The organism is Alteromonas sp. ABH2_165 (assembly GCF_056159945.1).
In genome coordinates this window covers 259,573-276,665 of sequence record NZ_JBSWWF010000006.1, presented here as the reverse complement: position 1 = coordinate 276,665, position 17,093 = coordinate 259,573, and the positions used below count along the sequence as shown (strand labels likewise).

General features: G+C 48.8%; 20 protein-coding genes. 8 read left to right on the top strand and 12 right to left on the bottom strand.

Annotation, left to right across the window (positions count from 1 at the left end; translation table 11 throughout):
- Positions 1-61: 61 nt before the first annotated feature.
- From ACXAFQ_RS13630 to mgtE, 7 genes are all read left to right on the top strand, one after another.
- Positions 62-1,540: an RNA polymerase factor sigma-54 gene (locus ACXAFQ_RS13630; protein WP_474823292.1), complete on the top strand. Its 1,479-nt coding sequence runs from the start codon at positions 62-64 to the stop codon at positions 1,538-1,540.
- Between the two features lie 29 nt (positions 1,541-1,569).
- Positions 1,570-1,857, top strand: a complete 288-nt coding sequence (gene hpf / locus ACXAFQ_RS13625) for a ribosome hibernation promoting factor (protein ID WP_070123904.1) — start codon at positions 1,570-1,572, stop codon at positions 1,855-1,857.
- 8 nt (positions 1,858-1,865) lie between these two features.
- A complete protein-coding gene (gene ptsN, locus ACXAFQ_RS13620) occupies positions 1,866-2,309 on the top strand; it encodes a PTS IIA-like nitrogen regulatory protein PtsN (protein ID WP_070123903.1) in 444 nt (147 codons plus the stop codon).
- A 45-nt stretch (positions 2,310-2,354) separates the two neighbouring features.
- Entirely contained in the window at positions 2,355-3,200 is an 846-nt protein-coding gene (gene rapZ, locus ACXAFQ_RS13615; protein WP_070123902.1) for an RNase adapter RapZ, read from the top strand.
- Positions 3,200-3,472: an HPr family phosphocarrier protein gene (locus ACXAFQ_RS13610; protein WP_070123901.1), complete on the top strand. Its 273-nt coding sequence runs from the start codon at positions 3,200-3,202 to the stop codon at positions 3,470-3,472. Before rapZ ends, ACXAFQ_RS13610 begins: the two co-directional genes overlap by 1 nt.
- A gap of 29 nt (positions 3,473-3,501) precedes the next feature.
- Positions 3,502-4,266, top strand: coding sequence for a substrate-binding periplasmic protein (locus ACXAFQ_RS13605; protein WP_474823281.1), 765 nt, complete (start codon positions 3,502-3,504; stop codon positions 4,264-4,266).
- 121 nt (positions 4,267-4,387) lie between these two features.
- On the top strand, positions 4,388-5,746 hold the full coding sequence (gene mgtE / locus ACXAFQ_RS13600) for a magnesium transporter (protein ID WP_474823278.1): 1,359 nt from the start codon (positions 4,388-4,390) through the stop codon (positions 5,744-5,746).
- Here the strand turns inward: mgtE and ACXAFQ_RS13595 are convergent.
- The 10 genes from ACXAFQ_RS13595 to rplM all read right to left on the bottom strand — a co-directional run bounded on the left by ACXAFQ_RS13595 (position 5,743) and on the right by rplM (position 13,308).
- Positions 5,743-6,513, bottom strand: a complete 771-nt coding sequence (locus ACXAFQ_RS13595) for a winged helix-turn-helix domain-containing protein (RefSeq protein WP_474823274.1) — start codon at positions 6,511-6,513, stop codon at positions 5,743-5,745. The two genes, mgtE and ACXAFQ_RS13595, sit on opposite strands and share 4 nt — an antisense overlap.
- Positions 6,514-6,584: 71 nt before the next feature.
- Entirely contained in the window at positions 6,585-7,289 is a 705-nt protein-coding gene (locus ACXAFQ_RS13590; protein WP_474823271.1) for a spondin domain-containing protein, read from the bottom strand.
- 12 nt (positions 7,290-7,301) lie between these two features.
- On the bottom strand, positions 7,302-8,012 hold the full coding sequence (locus tag ACXAFQ_RS13585; RefSeq protein ID WP_474823266.1) for a spondin domain-containing protein: 711 nt from the start codon (positions 8,010-8,012) through the stop codon (positions 7,302-7,304).
- A 138-nt stretch (positions 8,013-8,150) separates the two neighbouring features.
- Positions 8,151-8,609, bottom strand: a complete 459-nt coding sequence (locus ACXAFQ_RS13580; protein ID WP_170826560.1) for a ClpXP protease specificity-enhancing factor — start codon at positions 8,607-8,609, stop codon at positions 8,151-8,153.
- The gene (gene sspA, locus ACXAFQ_RS13575) at positions 8,606-9,238 is read right to left on the bottom strand and encodes a stringent starvation protein SspA (protein WP_474823259.1); all 633 of its coding nucleotides are present in this window, start codon (positions 9,236-9,238) and stop codon (positions 8,606-8,608) included. The genes ACXAFQ_RS13580 and sspA overlap by 4 nt, the downstream gene beginning before the upstream one ends.
- A 113-nt stretch (positions 9,239-9,351) precedes the next feature.
- The gene (locus ACXAFQ_RS13570) at positions 9,352-10,086 is read right to left on the bottom strand and encodes a cytochrome c1 (protein WP_070123894.1); all 735 of its coding nucleotides are present in this window, start codon (positions 10,084-10,086) and stop codon (positions 9,352-9,354) included.
- Complete coding sequence (locus ACXAFQ_RS13565) at positions 10,083-11,348, bottom strand: cytochrome b (protein ID WP_070123893.1); 1,266 nt, start codon at positions 11,346-11,348, stop codon at positions 10,083-10,085. Before ACXAFQ_RS13565 ends, ACXAFQ_RS13570 begins: the two co-directional genes overlap by 4 nt.
- 2 nt (positions 11,349-11,350) lie before the next feature.
- Positions 11,351-11,980 (bottom strand): ubiquinol-cytochrome c reductase iron-sulfur subunit, encoded by a 630-nt coding sequence (petA, locus tag ACXAFQ_RS13560; protein WP_474823250.1) that lies wholly within the window; start codon positions 11,978-11,980, stop codon positions 11,351-11,353.
- Between the two features lie 494 nt (positions 11,981-12,474).
- Entirely contained in the window at positions 12,475-12,867 is a 393-nt protein-coding gene (gene rpsI / locus ACXAFQ_RS13555; protein WP_070123891.1) for a 30S ribosomal protein S9, read from the bottom strand.
- 12 nt (positions 12,868-12,879) lie between these two features.
- A complete protein-coding gene (gene rplM / locus ACXAFQ_RS13550) occupies positions 12,880-13,308 on the bottom strand; it encodes a 50S ribosomal protein L13 (RefSeq protein ID WP_070123948.1) in 429 nt (142 codons plus the stop codon).
- 287 nt (positions 13,309-13,595) lie between these two features.
- On the opposite strand from rplM, the gene ACXAFQ_RS13545 reads away from it, so the two are divergent.
- Positions 13,596-14,513, top strand: coding sequence for a type 2 periplasmic-binding domain-containing protein (locus tag ACXAFQ_RS13545; protein ID WP_474823242.1), 918 nt, complete (start codon positions 13,596-13,598; stop codon positions 14,511-14,513).
- Here ACXAFQ_RS13545 and ACXAFQ_RS13540 read toward each other — a convergent pair.
- Positions 14,476-14,928, bottom strand: coding sequence for a MazG nucleotide pyrophosphohydrolase domain-containing protein (locus tag ACXAFQ_RS13540; protein WP_474823239.1), 453 nt, complete (start codon positions 14,926-14,928; stop codon positions 14,476-14,478). The genes ACXAFQ_RS13545 and ACXAFQ_RS13540 overlap by 38 nt on opposite strands.
- On the bottom strand, positions 14,906-17,092 hold the full coding sequence (gene relA / locus ACXAFQ_RS13535) for a GTP diphosphokinase (RefSeq protein ID WP_474823235.1): 2,187 nt from the start codon (positions 17,090-17,092) through the stop codon (positions 14,906-14,908). The genes ACXAFQ_RS13540 and relA overlap by 23 nt, the downstream gene beginning before the upstream one ends.
- Between the last annotated feature and the right edge of the window lies 1 nt (position 17,093).

Below are 17,093 nucleotides of genomic sequence, written 5' to 3'. Positions count from 1 at the left end.
TTAAGAATAATAAATCGCCGTTTTAGCCAGATACTTTTTGCAGAGTTAATATAAGACGTAGATGAAACCATCTTTACAGCTAAAATTTAGTCAACAACTGACAATGACGCCGCAACTTCAGCAGGCGATCAAACTATTGCAGTTGTCGACGCTGGATTTACAACAGGAAATTCAGGAAGCACTGGATTCTAATCCGCTGCTGGAAGTGGACGACAGTTCAGACAACGATGTTGTTGAGAAGAATAATCTCGATAACGACGACAGCATGCCTGAATCTGCGTCAGCCTCGGAAAGCATGGATACCGGCGAAGCGCTGGAAAAAAATGACCTGCCCGATGAACTCCCTCTCGACAGCACCTGGGACGAATACATTTCTGCGTCTTCTGCGCCTGCCCCCGGTCCTGCCGGCGGTGATGACGAGCAAATATTCCAAGGTGAAACCACCGAAAATATTCAAGACCATCTGCTTTGGCAGATGCGCCTAACGCCTTTCTCAGACATCGACCGCGCTATCGCGCTGGCCATCATCGACTCGATTGATGAATCGGGTTACCTCACTGTTACCGTGGAAGACATTCTGCAAAGCGTGAACAGTGAAGACATGGAAGAGCCGGTAGAAGAAGATGAAGTGGAATGCGTACTCAAGCGCATCCAATTGTTCGACCCAATCGGTTCTGGCTCGCGTACACCGCAAGAATGTTTGTTGGTGCAATTAACGCAATACGCCCCCGATACCCCTTGGCTGGAAGAAGCCAGATTACTGTTAAGAGAGCACGCCGATTTACTTGGCAGCAAAGATTACCGTACGCTGATGCGGAAAACGCGCCTGAAAGAAGACCAGCTTCGTGAAGCTATGCGTCTACTGCAAACGCTGAATCCGCGTCCGGGTAGTGCACTTATCACTAAGGAACCAGAATACGTTATTCCAGACGTTTCTGTGGCGAAGAAAAACGGCCGTTGGGTAGTAGAACTCAACCCAGACAGCCTGCCGAAGTTAAGTGTTAACCAACAATACGCCGCAATGAGCCGTAAGGCCCGCAATAGCAGCGATTCACAATTTATTCGCTCTCATATGCAGGAAGCGAAATGGTTTATCAAGAGCCTTGAAAGCCGTAACGACACCCTGCTTAAAGTAGCGAACTGCATTGTTCAGCAACAAATGGGCTTTTTTGAGCATGGCCCTGAAATGATGAAACCAATGGTGCTGAACGATGTCGCAGAAATGGTAGATATGCATGAATCAACCATTTCCCGGGTTACCACCCAGAAGTACATGCATACGCCTCGAGGCATTTTTGAGTTGAAGTACTTCTTCTCAAGCCACGTGGCCACAGAGTCCGGTGGTGAGTGTTCATCCACAGCGATTCGCGCACTGATTAAAAAGCTGGTTGCGGCTGAAAAGCCAAGCAAACCGCTGAGCGACAGCAAGATTGCTTCGTTGTTGGCCGATCAAGGCATCATGGTTGCCCGGCGAACAATAGCAAAGTACCGGGAGTCCCTATCGATCCCGCCGTCTAACCAACGCAAAAGCCTCATTTAATGGGCTGCTCAAAATAAGGAAGACGAAATATGCAAATAAACCTTACTGGTCATCATGTTGAGATCACAGATTCTTTGCGTACCTATGTCGATACGAAATTCAGTAAACTAGAACGTCACTTCGACCACATATCGAATGTGCACGTAATTTTGAATGTCGAAAAACTTAATCAGAAAGCAGAAGCAACGGTTTTCCTCAGTGGCGCAGAGGTTTTTGCCTCTTCCGAAAATCAGGACATGTACGCAGCTATCGACAGCATGGTAGATAAGCTCGACCGGCAGGTTCTGAAACACAAGGAAAAGCTTAAAAAGCATTAATTGAATTCATGGATATACAAGCCATAGTTAGCCTGGATCGCACTGAATGTGCGGTCCAGTGCAATAGTAAAAAGCGCATTCTCGAAATCATCAGTGGGATTGCCGCTAAAAACAACGCAGATATCGATGAAGCCACGGTGTTAAGTGCTCTAATGGCACGTGAACGCATGGGCAGCACAGGTATTGGTAATGGTATCGCGCTTCCTCATGGTCGCCTTGCCGGACTCGAAAAAGTGATTGCCATTGTCGTAACCACTACGCCAGCCATTAATTTCGATGCCATAGACAATAAACCCGTCGATATTTTCTTCACCCTTTTGGTACCGCAGGAACAAACTGACGGTCACCTGCAAACGCTCGCCATGGTTGCTGGCAAGCTTAGCGATAAAGAGACAATAAAAAGTATCCGAAAAGCTGATACAAGTGATGATATTATTCGCGCATTACAGTAAGTTATTGTAAACGCCTGCGTTAACACGGTATTTCAGGAGAAAAACGTGAAGCTCATTATCATCAGTGGTCGTTCCGGTTCAGGGAAATCCGTCGCATTACGGGCGCTGGAAGACCTCGGTTACTATTGCGTAGATAACATCCCGGTTAATCTACTCCCTGCACTCACCCATACCGTCGCCGACGAGTACGAGCAGGTTGCAGTGAGCATTGATGTTCGTAACCTGCCTAAAGATCCTGCCGAACTGGTGGAAATTCTCGATTACTTGCCAGAATCCTGGACCGTTACCATCGTGTATATCGATGCGGGCGACGACATGCTGCTGAAACGCTTCAGCGAAACCCGTCGTTTGCACCCGTTGGCACGTTTGAATAAATCGTTGTCGGATGCCATTCAAACAGAAAAAGAGCTGCTGGCCCCTATTGCTGAGCGTGCCGACCTCAATATTGATACCGACTCACTCAGTATTCACCAGCTCGCTGAACTCATCCGTGAGCGTATTCTTGGAAAAAAAAGCTCCCGACTCGTACTGGTGTTCGAATCGTTTGGCTTCAAACACGGTATTCCAAAAGATGCTGATTACGTGTTTGATGCCCGCTTCCTTCCCAATCCACACTGGGAGCCAGACTTAAAACATCTTACTGGCCTTGATGCGCCTGTGCAGGTATTCTTAAGCTCTCAGCCCATCGTGACGAAGTTTATCTGGCAAATCCAGAACCTAATCACTACCTGGTTGCCTCACCTCGAGCGCAATAATCGCAGTTATGTTACCGTTGCCATTGGCTGTACCGGTGGTCAGCATCGTTCTGTTTACGTAGCAGAATCGCTGGCAAAGAACTTCCGTGAAAACCACCCTGATGTACAAATCAGGCACCGTGAGCAAAGTAAGTAATGCGTGTAGAGAAATCACTGACAATTGTAAACAAACTCGGTTTGCATGCCCGAGCGGCAACCCAATTGGTTCAGTTGGCCAATCAGTTTGATGCTGAAGTCACCTTGCACAAAGGTGACAAACAGGCCAATGCCAATAGCGTGTTGGGATTAATGATGATGGAAAGCCATCAAGGCGAACAGGTAGTCGTGGTGTCTGAAGGGCCAGACGCAGAAGCAGCAATGGATGCTGTAGAAGCGCTAATTGCCGGTAGGTTTAACGAAGACGAGTGATCGCACACTCACAACAAATGGAATTGAACGTGTCTGTTAGAAGTGTTACCCAGCTGCTGTTCAGCATGCTGGCCATATTAGTTTGTACTCCCCAAATCAATGCCGCTGAAGACAATGCCCCTACCCTGGGGATCAGTGCGGCACATTGGCCGCCTTATATTTACCACCAGAATGATGTGCTTACCGGCGAAGATTACGAACTGTTAAAACAGATACTCGCCCACATGCACTACGAATTACAAAGCTATCCGCTCCCTGAAAGACGGGTTGGTGAACAAATTGCCCGGGGTGGCATTGATATCGTAGTCGGCGCCGCGCGTAACGAAGACAGACAACGTAATAACCTGTTCTCGATACCGTATCGCGCTGAGTTTATCGGCTTCGCGTATATTCCCGAGCGCGCAGGCGAGTTTGCGGGAAAAACACTGTTTCAACTGTTAAGCGAAGGGCGCACGCTGGCACTCAATACCAGCGGCTGGTATGGCAGTGAGTTTGAAGAGAAAATCGCTTCACGCTTTCCCAATCAGCTTATCCATTTGGAAAATGTAAAGCGAAGACTGGCTTTTCTTAAGCGTGAACGTGTGGATTTGATTCTGGATGACACGGCAGTATTACAGTTTACCGCCGACTCAAATGATATTGCATTAACGCTAGGTAACGCGATTATCCAAAAGCAAAACGTTCATTTCATGTTCAGTAAATACAGCGTGTCACCCGAGTTTGTCAGCCAATTCAATGAGGTGCTGCAGAGTTACCTCAATGAACGACCAACGAGCCACACGCTGTTTAAATAACAGCCAACTGGCCGTTTATTCTGTATTTATATGGTTTTATCATACTCTGACACGATGACAGCATAAGCGGGCTGCGGTATGCTAAGCGCCAATCTCCCTGTTTGTTTCTCAAAGGATTTCCGTGGCAGAAGCACTCGAAAGCAAATCACCACAAAGCCAGTTAAGGGCGCTTAATGCAGCGTTGACCGACGGCCGTTTCGTGTCGGTGCGCAAGATGCTTCACGAGCTGCCAGCCAGTGATGTAGCGTTAATCCTTGAATCCAGCCCAACTAAAACCCGTGATGAATTGTGGGAGCTCATCGACGGTGATTTCCACGGCGACATTTTAGAAGAACTGTCTGAAGACGTTCGTAACGGCATTATCAGCAAGATGGTGCCGGAAAAAGTGGTTGATGCGCTTGAAGAGATGGACACCGATGACCTGGCAGAAACCCTAAGCTCCCTGCCAGAAGAGGTACTGCAAGGTATTCTTGAATCCATGGACGCACAAGACAGAGTGCGGGCTGAACAGGCCATGTCCTACGGAGAAGAAACCGCCGGTTTCATCATGAATACCGACACCATTACCTTGCGTCCTGATGTGACCGTGGATGTGGTGTTGCGCTACTTGCGCTTGAAAGGCGACTTGCCTGAAAACACCGATACCTTTTATGTGGTGAACCGTACCGATAACCTGGTTGGTTTGGTGCCGGTTGCCCGATTACTTACTGCCGACCCTGACGATACCGTGTCCGAAGTTATGGACGACGACCCTGAAGCCATTCCGGTGAACATGCCCGACGATGAAGTCGCTAGCCTATTTGAGCGCTACAACTGGCTGTCTGCTCCGGTAATCGACGATAAACAGCGTCTAGTAGGGCGAATCACCATTGATGACGTGGTCGATATTATTCGGGAAGACGCGGAACACTCGATGATGAGTATGGCCGGTCTTGATGACGAAGAAGATACCTTCGCTCCCGTCTGGCAAAGTACCCAACGTCGTTCTGTGTGGCTGGCGGTAAACCTGGTTACCGCGTTGATGGCCGCGGCGGTGAGCGATTTGTTCGAAGATACCCTCAGTGAAATGGCTGTGCTGGCAATTTTGAACACCATTGTACCCAGCATGGGTGGTGTCGCCGGTAACCAAACTCTAACGCTGGTTATTCGCGGTATGGCACTGGGTCATGTTAATGGCAGCAACGCCCGCTGGCTGGTAAGTAAAGAGCTGGCCATCGGCTTTCTGAATGGCGTGATATGGTCGGTGTTAATTGCGTCGGTAATCGGCTTATGGAAACAAGATCTTATGCTGGGTGTGGTTATCGCCTTCGCCATGATGGTGAACCTGATAGCAGCAGCCCTTTCTGGCGCTACCTTGCCAATGATCATGAAACGCCTGAAGATCGACCCAGCCCTCGCCGGCAGCGTAATTTTAACCACCATCACCGATGTAGTGGGTATCTTCGCTTTCCTTGGCACCGCAACCCTGCTGCTTACTTAAGCGCTAGCAGCCACCGAAAATCGGCTGCGCTGTTGCGCTGCTTCGGTTACCGGCGATGTTAACCGGTAACCCACGCCCCTCACCGTTTCAACCATGGCCGCCACCTGTTTATCACAAGACAACTTCGCCCTAAGCCGATTAATATGAGAAACCACGGTATGTTCATAGCACTCCAATTGATGCCCCCACACGGCATTAAGTAACTGATTGCGGGTAAATACCTGATTTGGATGTGTCATGAAGTGGTTTAACAAAGCGAACTCCGTGGCTGTGAGTGCCAACGGCTCACCGCCTATAAAAGTAGCGTGACTTTTTATATTCAGCTGTAACAGGCCACATTGCAGTACGTCATTGTTCTGGTGGGAAGAAGGGCATTCGACAACGGAAGAAACAGATTTAGAGGAATGAGATACCGGCGTGGTTCGACGTAATTGTACTTTCACCCGGGCCTGAAAAGCCCTGTCGTGACACGGTAGCGTAATAACATCATCGGCACCTAGCTCCAGAGCCAATATATGGTCGGTTTCACTGGTTGCAGTAGTGACAGCAATCAAAGACATTTTCGGGTTTTGGCTTCGTAACTGCTGGCAAACATCGAAGCAGCATTGCCCCGGTATTTCTAAATCGATAATCGCGATTTGGTGATGTAAACACGCCGCCGACAAAGTTTCCACCGAGTCGAAGCTCTGACATTGCTGTCCAATCTGCTGTATATTGCGCCGAATATGTCGCAATTGCGCCTGATCATGCTGATATAACAGAATCATCTTCCCTCCGGCCTGTTACCTAATTGCTTAATTTTTTTTAAGTAATTAGACAGACCGGAAGGAAATGCAGTTTATTCCACCCGACTAATGATTATTTTCATAACCGGGTTCGCAAATCGATGAGAACCGTCCAGCACAGAGTCAGGCAGGCCATCATCTGCGGTAACCACGCCACTGTGCATCGTTACCGCGTCGAGTGCTTCCCGCCCTTCGCTGACGCCTTCGCCACCATCAGCAGGGCCTGGAATTGTGCCTGCCATTTCGGTGTTCTCCTCGGTGCCAGCATCATAAACTGCAGGTAAATATGTCTTCGTTTCTCCTACCGCCCAGGTTGTAAGGTCGACACCGGTGATCCCAGAAAACGCATCGTTAGTGTTTACCAGCATGCTCGCGACGCTAATGCTTGTCTCGCTTCCGGCTTCAAGAGAAAGTGTGAGCATCTCGCTTTCACCTGCACCTAGGGGCGCATCACCACTTGTTGCCCCCAGCGTGGAATCAGCATCTATAAGCAAAGTGTTGTCACCGCCCTCTGCCAGTGCTTCAAGCCCGTCAGAAGCGGCCTCGCCGGTGTGCCATAACATGCCGCCATCGCTGGCAATTACCGCGATGGGAGACAAGGGCTGATTGGCCGAAAGGTTGAACACGCTCACCTCAAAAGTACGCATCTCCGGTTCTTCTGGCACCTCAGTGACACTGTCATCGTTATCATCAGAACATGCAGCCAGCATGATCAATAATGCCGTAGCGGCACTCATTCTCAATAATCGAATAGTCATGCTTTCCCCCTCCTATTCAGAAACCACAACGGTCACTTTTGCGACAGGGTTTAACCAACGATGCACCGTGTTCTGAATGTCGCTGGTGCCACCGTCTATTTCTGCATCACCGATATTGCCAGGATGAATGTGTACCGTGTCATTGGTAATGCTCGCGGTGACACCGGTTCCGTTCATGCCAATCATGCTTTCAAGAGGCGGTGGAACCGGCATACCCGCTTCACCAGGTACCCCACTCCCACGAACCTCATCATTAGCTTCTGTTCCAGCGTCGTAAGCATTCAGGTAAACGCTGTAAGTACCCGGTGTTTCCGGAATGGTCCAGCTATCCAATCCCACGAAACCGTCATTTGTGGGCAGCAACATCGCCACCAGGCTTAGCTGGGTATTCATTTGTTCTGTCGATAACATGGTGGTTGTGGACATGGCTGGCATTAGCAGTCCACCTGCCGGATTGGTAGCCACATCAGCCGCTACCGAGGTTGCTACCATTTCTAAACCAGAAATATCGCCCCCCTCCGCCATAGCCTGAAGTTCGGTACTTGCCATTTCTCCGGTAACGAATAAATGACTCTCCATATCGTGTGCGGCAATTAAAATGGGCGTAAAGGCAATGCCACGGGTCAGGTTTTCAACGGTTATCTCTAGTTCTGCAGCTTGTGCAAAAGAGGCGGTAAACAATCCAGTAACGAGCAGGGTGTTTTGTAGTGAGGGGGCTTTCATTGCAATACTCTCCGTTTTCTTCAAAGGTGAGATTGCATGATGGGGAAGAATTATCGCCGTATTCTCACAGAACCATCACAATATGGCGGTGTTCTGATCACGACACAGAAATAAAAAATCCGGCAGAAGCCGGATTTTTCATTTAATTACTTTTAGATTGGGTTTGCCTTTCTTAGGCGGTACCGGTGCATTTTCTGAATCACCGTCAGACACATCGGCAGACGGTGCTGTCAGGGTGTCGGTTTCGTCTTTACCGCTGGTTTCTGGCAATTGCATGTCTTCCTCTACCGCAAAAACGGTACCTGCACCGTTTTCTCTGGCATAAACAGCCAGTACGGCATAGCAAGGCAGATAAATCTGGCGAGGCTGACCGCCGAAGCGAGCCTGAAACGACAATGCATCGAGATCCATCGTGAAATTCACGCAGGCGGATGGTGATACATTCAGTACGATCTGTCCGTCTTTGACGAATTCCTGAGGTACCTCTACGCCCTGTAGTGTTGCATCAACAACAATGTAGGGCGTAAGGTCGTTATCAACAATCCATTCGTAAAAAGCGCGTAACAGGTACGGCTGATTGGATGTCATTTTACTCATAATGGATTGTGAATTTCACGTTCCTGATCGGTCAGCGATGCTTTAAATGAACTGCGTGAGAAAATGCGGTTCATGTAAGCATTTACGTCTTTGCTACCGTTGCCAGTCAGGGTGATACCCAGCGCTGGTAAACGCCATAACAGCGGCGCCAGGTAGCAATCTACCAGGCTGAACTCTTCGCTCATGAAGAAGGGCATTTCAGCAAAGATAGGACCCAAAGACAGCAATGCTTCACGCAATTCGTTGCGCGCAGCTTCTACGTCGCCTTCGTTACGGAAGATACGACCTGCCAGTGAATACCAGTCTTGCTCGATACGGTGCATCATCAGACGGCTTTGACCACGGGATACTGGATAAACCGGCATTAACGGCGGATGCGGGAAACGCTCGTCCAGGTATTCCATGATGATGTGAGATTTGTATAGAACTAACTCTCTATCGACGAGGGTTGGTACCGTACCGTAGGGGTTCAGATCGATCAAATCTTCAGGCAGGTTAGTCGGATCAGTGTAGCTAATTTCAACACCTACACCTTTTTCCGCCAACACAATACGCACCTGGTGGCTGTATATGTCGATGGTATCTGAGAACAACGTCATAATTGAACGCTTATTCGCGGCTACGGCCATTCATTTTCCTCCGTCGAGAGATATTACCGTTTATGGTCAAAAACCGACCAAAAACAATTACTAAAAAAGGGGGCGGAATGCCCCCTTGCGTATTATACACAAATTAACTCAAATTAGTGCACTTCCTTCCAGTATTCTTTCTTCAGTAGATAAACAAAGATGAATAACACCACAATGAAGGCCAATACCCATTTTCCGATGCTTTCAGACTGCAAACGGAAGGGTTCGCCGCTGTAGGCGAGGAAGTTAACTAAATCGGCAATTGCTTGATCGTACTCTTCTGGCGTTAATGCCCCATCGCCATCGGTTTTAATCCCCGCATACTGCTCTTTTTGCTCGCCATCGATCATGACTTCTTCATGCGCCAGGCGTGGTGTGCCTTGCAACGGTTGCAGCACATGGGGCATGCCTACGTCTTTAAATACCAGATTGTTTACACCGAAAGGACGGGACTCATCCACGTAGAAGCTACGCAAATAGGTGTAAATCCAATCGGAGCCGCGAACACGGTTTACCAGGGTTAAATCTGGTGGCGCAGCACCAAACCAAGTGGCCGCCGACTCTTCTGGCATAGAGCGGGTAATATAGTCGGTTACCTTCTCGCCGGTGAACTGTAGGTTTTCCTGGCCGATTTCGTCAGGAATGCCTAAATCCGTGAACGTTCGCTGATAGCGCTGATACTGCATCGAGTGACAGCCCAAACAGTAGTTCATGAAAATTTTGGCACCGCGCTGCATTGAAGCTTTATCGGTAAGATCGACTGGCGCTTTATCAAGATGTACATTTCCACCGGCAGCCATCGCCATTCCCGGTACGAGGAATGCCAGTAACAACATTATTTTTCTCATTTCGGGATCCTCGCAGGTACAGGTTTAGTGTTTTCGTTTTTACTGTATAAGAACAGTGCGACGAAGAAACCAAAGTACAGCACAGTCGCAACCTGAGACGCGATGATCTTCCAGTTTTCCTGTGGTGTGCCGCCCAGGTAACCCAGGAATACAAACACAACAGCAAATACCAGCAGATTGACTTTGTGCAAACCGCAACGATAACGCCATGATTTCACCCGACCACGGTCTACCCATGGCAGTGCGAACAGTACGGCGATAGCACCGAACATGGCCAATACACCCATCAGTTTGTTAGGCACCGCTTTCAAGATGGCGTAGAAAGGCGTGAAGTACCAAACCGGGAAGATGTGTTCCGGGGTTTTCAGCGGATTCGCAATCTCAAAGTTTGGATGCTCCAGGAACTTACCGCCCATTTCCGGCGCGAAGAACATGATGTAACAGAACACAAACAGGAATACCGAGAAGGCCACAAGGTCTTTCAGCACGATGTGCGGGAAGAATGGCACTACGTCGTCAGCAATGTCGTACTTGCTGGTGTAGTATTCGTGAATTTGATATTTGGTTTTTTCACTTTCTGGCAGTGAGCCTTTTTTATGCTTAATGGCCACGCCGTCTGGGTTGTTAGAACCCACTTCGTGCAGCGCAATAATATGAAGGAATACCAGAATAACAATGACAAGCGGCAGTGCGATAACGTGCAAAGCAAAGAAGCGATTAAGGGTTGCACCTGAGATAACGTAGTCACCTTGAATCCAAATTACCAAATCAGGGCCGATAACCGGAATGGCACCGAACAAGGATACAATAACCTGTGCACCCCAGTATGACATCTGGCCCCAAGGCAGCACGTAGCCCATGAAGGCTTCAGCCATAAGCGCCAGGTAAATAAACATACCGAACACCCACAGTAATTCACGGGGTTTCTGGTAAGAACCATAAATCATGCCGCGGAACATGTGTGCATACACCACAATAAAGAACGCCGATGCGCCTGTACTGTGCATGTAGCGAATAATCCAACCGAAGTCGACTTCACGCATGATGTATTCAACAGAGAAGAACGCGCCTTCCGAGGTTGGGTTGAAGTTCATGGTTAGCCAAATGCCGGTAACAATCTGATTCACCAACACAATGGTGGCGAGGAAACCGAACACATACCAGAAGTTCATGTTTCGCGGAGCCGGATACTGAATGGCGTGCATATTCGCCACCCGCATCATCGGGATTCTTTGCTCTATCCAATTCAGAAATGCATTCATGATTATACTGCCTCCGCTTCGGAACCAATGATAACGGTGGTGTCGTTAACATACTGGTAAGGTGGCACTACCAGGTTCAGTGGTGCAGGCACCCCCTGAAACACGCGGCCGGCCATATCGAACTTGGAACCGTGACACGGGCAAAAGAAACCGTTAGGTACGCCTTCAACCGCTTCTTCGAATGCACCGTCTTTTTGATATTGCGGAGAACAACCCAGGTGAGTACAGATCCCCACCAAAATCAGATATTCGTCTTTCATAGAACGATAGCGGTTCTGGGCAAAAGCAGGTTGTTGTTCTGCTTCTGAATTGGGATCGCGAAGTTGATCTTCGTGTGTCGCCAGCTCTTCCAATACTTCAGGTGTTCGACGCACAATCCAGACCGGTTTGCTACGCCACATCACCCGGATTAGCTGACCCGGTTCGATAGCACTGATATCAACTTCAACATCAGCACCAGCCGCCTTGGCTTTCGCACTCGGATTCCAGGAAGTAACAAAAGGCACTGCCGCACCCGCAACGCCCACTGCGCCAACAACCGACGTAGCGACCGTTAAAAAACGGCGACGTGTATTGTCTTGCTGAGGTGCGTTGAGTGCAGAGTCTTTTGCATCTACTGATACGTTACTCATCCACAATTCTCCAGATTCGGATTCTCTCAGGCTTGTCGCATTATTTTTACAATAGCATTACGAACAATACCTGACGGCCTGTCTTGATTTCATCTGCTGACGCGGGTTAGCGTCGAGTTTCACGATGCATTATTATAATTTCGACCGAAGATGATAAGTGAAAAGCCCTTATTCTTACAAGGTTTTATCTTTGATTAAAAAACGATAACCTGCGCTCAATCAAAGTCCTGAGAAAAAAACGGTCTTTTGCTTAATTTTTGCCGACGGTCAGTTTTTAACACAATGTTAAGCTAACATGCCGCTGTACAAAATACACGCAGAGCTCCCTTTTAATTTCAACACCCATTGTGTGGCTATTCTCATCTTGCGATTCGAGTTTCAGTATAGACTACTGCCGGGATAAGATTGTTTTTTGAAGGGAATTTAATACGGGGGTGTTGAGGATAAAAAAAACCCGGTACATGACCGGGTTTTTTGCAACAGTAATAAACGAATTAACGCTTGGAGAACTGTGGCTTTTTACGTGCTTTATGCAGACCAACTTTCTTACGTTCAACGCGACGAGCGTCACGAGTAACGAAGCCAGCTTTACGCAGTGCAGGACGCAGTGCTTCATCATACTCCATCAGAGCACGAGTCAGACCGTGACGGATTGCACCAGCTTGACCGTTAGAACCACCACCTTTAACAGTGATGTATACGTCAAACTTTTCAGTCATTTCTACCAGCTCAAGTGGTTGACGAACAACCATACACTCAGTCTCACGACCGAAGTATGTGTCAAGAGCACGTTTGTTAACTACGATGCTGCCTGTACCTGGACGCAGGAACACACGAGCAGTAGAACTTTTGCGGCGGCCTGTGCCGTAATATTGAGTATCTGCCATGTCAAATGCTCCTTAGATGTCCAAAACTTGTGGTTGCTGAGCGGCATGCTTGTGCTCTGCACCAGCATAAACTTTCATTTTACGGAACATTTCACGGCCCAGAGGACCTTTTGGCAACATTCCTTTAACTGCTTTCTCGATAACCATTTCTGGCTTGTGAGCGATCAGTTTTTCAAAGTTTGTCTCTTTCAGACCACCTGGGTAACCAGTGTGCGCGTAGTACATTTTGCCCTTCGCTTTATTACCGGTTACAGTCACTTTCTCTGCATTGATAACAACGATGTAATCGCCAGTATCAACGTGAGGAGTGTACTCAGCTTTATGTTTACCACGCAGACGGCGTGCAATTTCAGTCGCAAGACGACCAAGAGTTTTGTCAGTGGCATCTACCACGTACCAGTCACGTTGTACCGTTTCTGGCTTAGCAACAAAAGTTTTCATTTCTAAAATCACCCGAAAAATTCTTCGTTACAGATTACCGGAACCCCCGGAAATCTAATTAAAATCAATGACCGGACCCCTTCGAGCCCATTGATTCTTCCACCTTCCCAAAGGTGGGTGTAACTGGGCAGGGCGCGAATTATACAGGTTTTGGGCAAAAAGCGAACCCCTGCAGGCAAATTAATAGGTTTTTTTCAGAAATATTGGATTTATCTAATTTGTGTTCTACATTTAGTTGAGGATGTTGCGCAAACGTTATTATGCAAAGAATACGAAGAATAAATGCGATGAAACGTAAAATGAGCCTTTCAGTCAGAATGTATCTCACCATGTTGCTGCTGTTTACAGGGCAATCCGCGTTGGCCGAAGAGTACCTTTATACCCAGGCCTTTTCAGACCCGGAATACGGGCGCTACCACATTGAAGTATTGCATGCGGCCATTCGGGTGACGGAAAACGATTATGGTGCCGTTACACTCACCCCCTTCCCTGTTCCCTTACCGCAAAACCGGGAAATACAAACCCTAAAGGCCGGTGAAAGCGACATTATGTGGTGCGTCGCCACCGATGAACTTGAATCGCAATTGCTGCCAGTGCGTTTTCCTTTACTGCAAGGCCTTGGCGGACACCGGGTATTTGTTATTCATGATAACCGCCAAAAAGATTTCCCTGCTCAGCTTAGCCTGGCAAGGCTTAAAACCATGTCGTCGGTACAAGGGACATTTTGGCCTGATACCCAAATTCTAAAGCACAACGAATTTGCTGTGCAGGGCATATCCTGGAGTTCGTGGTTTTCGTCGATGTATCGCTTATTGGAAGAAGACATTGTTGACTACTTCCCCCGAAACGTTGTCGAAGTATTCCGCGACCTCTCCTACCACGAGAACCCAAAGCTAACCATTGAGCAGAATCATTTGCTGGTTTACCCCAGCTATGAGTACTTTTTTGTGAATCCGAACAAGCCGGAATTGCAGGAGCGATTACAGGAAGGTCTTAAGCGTTTGCTTTTAAGCGGCGAGTTAGTCGAAATATTTAATCGCTACCCTCATCACAAACAAGGTTGGGCAATGGCGCGGGATAAAAAGCGGCGCGTGCACCGGTTAGCGTCTAACGTACTTTCTTACCAGTTAAAGCATGCGAACTGGATTTCGCACCCCGAGGCGTTGATCAGCGAGATTGAGGGTTTGTCTGTAGCGAAACTTTAGCTTGCCCCCAGAATGCTTCGAGTTCTTCCAGGGAGTAATCGCCAATGCTGCCTTTATCGGCCTCGGCCAAAGCTGCGACCAATTCAAAACGTTGGCGAAATTTATTGCTGGCGGCTGCCACGGCGTCATCGGGCGAAATGCCCGCATGGCGGGCTAAATTTACCAAAGCAAAAAAGGCATCGCCGATTTCATCATGCAAACGAGCTGGATTGACCGGCTCGCAATCCAGTTCTTGCTGGATTTCGTCAATTTCCTCTCTGACTTTATCCAGCACCGGTGGCATTTCGGGCCAGTCGAAGCCAACGCTGGCGCATGCTTGTTGCAGCGAACAAGCATACTCAAGCGGAGATGTCGGCTCGCTGTCCAGCGCGGAAAAGAACGACGTCGAAGGACTAACGGGCTTTTCGTTTGACATCTACCACACCTTTTAGCTGCTGCAAACGGGCTATTACCTTGGCCAATACCTGATTGTCGGAGACTTCCACAGATATCGTAATCAGCGCTGTCTGACGGGACTTGTCACTTAAGCTGTTTACGCCTAACAACGCCACACTCTCGTTGGCCAATACCGTGGTGATATCACGCAGCAAACCGGTTCTGTCGCTACAGAAGATATCAATATCGGTTTCAAAGCCCACATTAAGATCGGACGACCAGCTCACTTCAATTTGTCGCTCAGGATGTTGCTCAAGCAAATGCTGCAACTGATCACAGTTTTCTTTGTGAACGCTCACGCCCCGCCCAATAGTGATATACCCCATAATACGTTCGCCAGGTACCGGCTTACAGCAATTCGCCAACTGGCTCATGAGGTGACCAACACCTTCAATCACAATGGTATCTTGCTTACCCTTGGCACCGGCGTTACGACGGGTTTTCACCTTCGGACTGATTTCTTCCTCCGGCACAGGTGCAGGCGGTTCAAGCAGACTCTGAATGTGATTCACTACTGTCATCACACGAATGTCGCCCACACCGATAGCGGCAAAGAGATCATCAATATGATTCAGGTTGTACTTCTCACAGGCCTCAACAGGCACTTTCACCGGCAGATGCGCACGGGCAAGTTCGCGCTCCAGCATCTCTTTACCGGCCTGGAGGTTCTTCTCTTTATCCTGCTTTTTGAAAAACGAATGAATGGTGGCTCGGGCACGGGAAGAATGCACATAACCCAGGCCTGGGTGCATCCAGTCGCGACTTGGATTCGGCTCTTTGCCGGTATGGATCTCGACCTGGTCGCCGCTTTGCAATTGATACGTAAATGGCACGATGCGGCCATTTACTTTGGCACCAATACAACGGTGCCCTACGTTACTGTGAATGTAGTAAGCGAAGTCCAGCGGCGTGGCACCTTGAGGTAAGTCCACCACATCGCCTTTTGGCGTGAATACATAAACGCGATCGTCGAAGACTTGGCTGCGCAGTTCTTCCACCAAATCGCCGCTTTCCGCCACTTCTTCCTGCCACGCCAGAATGCGGCGTAACCAGTTAATTCGCTCGTCGTACCCCGACGCTTTACCGGTGGAGCCTTCTTTGTACTTCCAGTGCGCCGCCACACCTAACTCTGCATCCTGGTGCATTTGTTGGGTGCGAATTTGAATTTCTACCGGCTTCCCGGCGGGCCCTACAATGACCGTATGGATAGACTGATAACCATTGGGTTTCGGCGTGGCGATGTAATCGTCGAATTCTTTCGGTATGTGCTTGTAGTTAGCATGCACCGTACCCAGCGCTGCGTAGCAGTCTTGAAGTCGCTCGGCAATAATGCGCACGGCGCGGATATCGAAAAGCTGCTCGAAGGTAAGATGCTTTTTCTGCATCTTCTTCCAGATGCTGTAGATATGCTTAGGACGGCCGTAAACCTCGGCTTTAATGTGCTCCCGGTCGACCAGATCCTGTAAATCGGTAACGATATTTTCGATGTAGCTGGCGCGCTCTTTACGCTTGCCGTCTAGCTGACTTGCAATATCTTTATAGGTTTTTGGATGCAAATAGCGAAAAGCGAGATCTTCCAGTTCCCATTTCAACTGACCAATACCTAAACGGTTCGCCAACGGTGCATAAATGGTGGCGCATTCTTTGGCTACCAGCACCCGGGTTTCTTCGTCGGCTTTTTTCACTTGTTGCAGGGCGCAAATCCGCTCTGCCATTTTGATGACCACAGCACGAACATCTTCCACCATGGCCAGCAACATACGACGAATGCTGTCGATATGCTGTTCGTCGGGCATCGAAAGAGAAGATTCGCTGCGACGGCGACTGTGCAGCGTTTTAATGGCGTCCATACGGCGAACACCGTTGATGAGGTCACTGATCTCTTCGCCGAATTCGCTTAACACGTCGGCCTCGGAGAGGTGATGCATTTCGCAATAAGGATACACCAGCGCAGCCTGCAAGGTTGCGTCGTCCATATTCAGTTGATGGAGAATTTCCACCATTTCCTGACCCACCAGCAGGCGATCAGGCATGTGCGAAACTGCTTTCAGCTTTTCTTTGGTTGTGTCACTTAGCGACAGGCTGTCCAGCCAGGCTTCAAAGGACGGTCTGTCCGGCTCGTGTACTTTCCGTGTTGATACCATA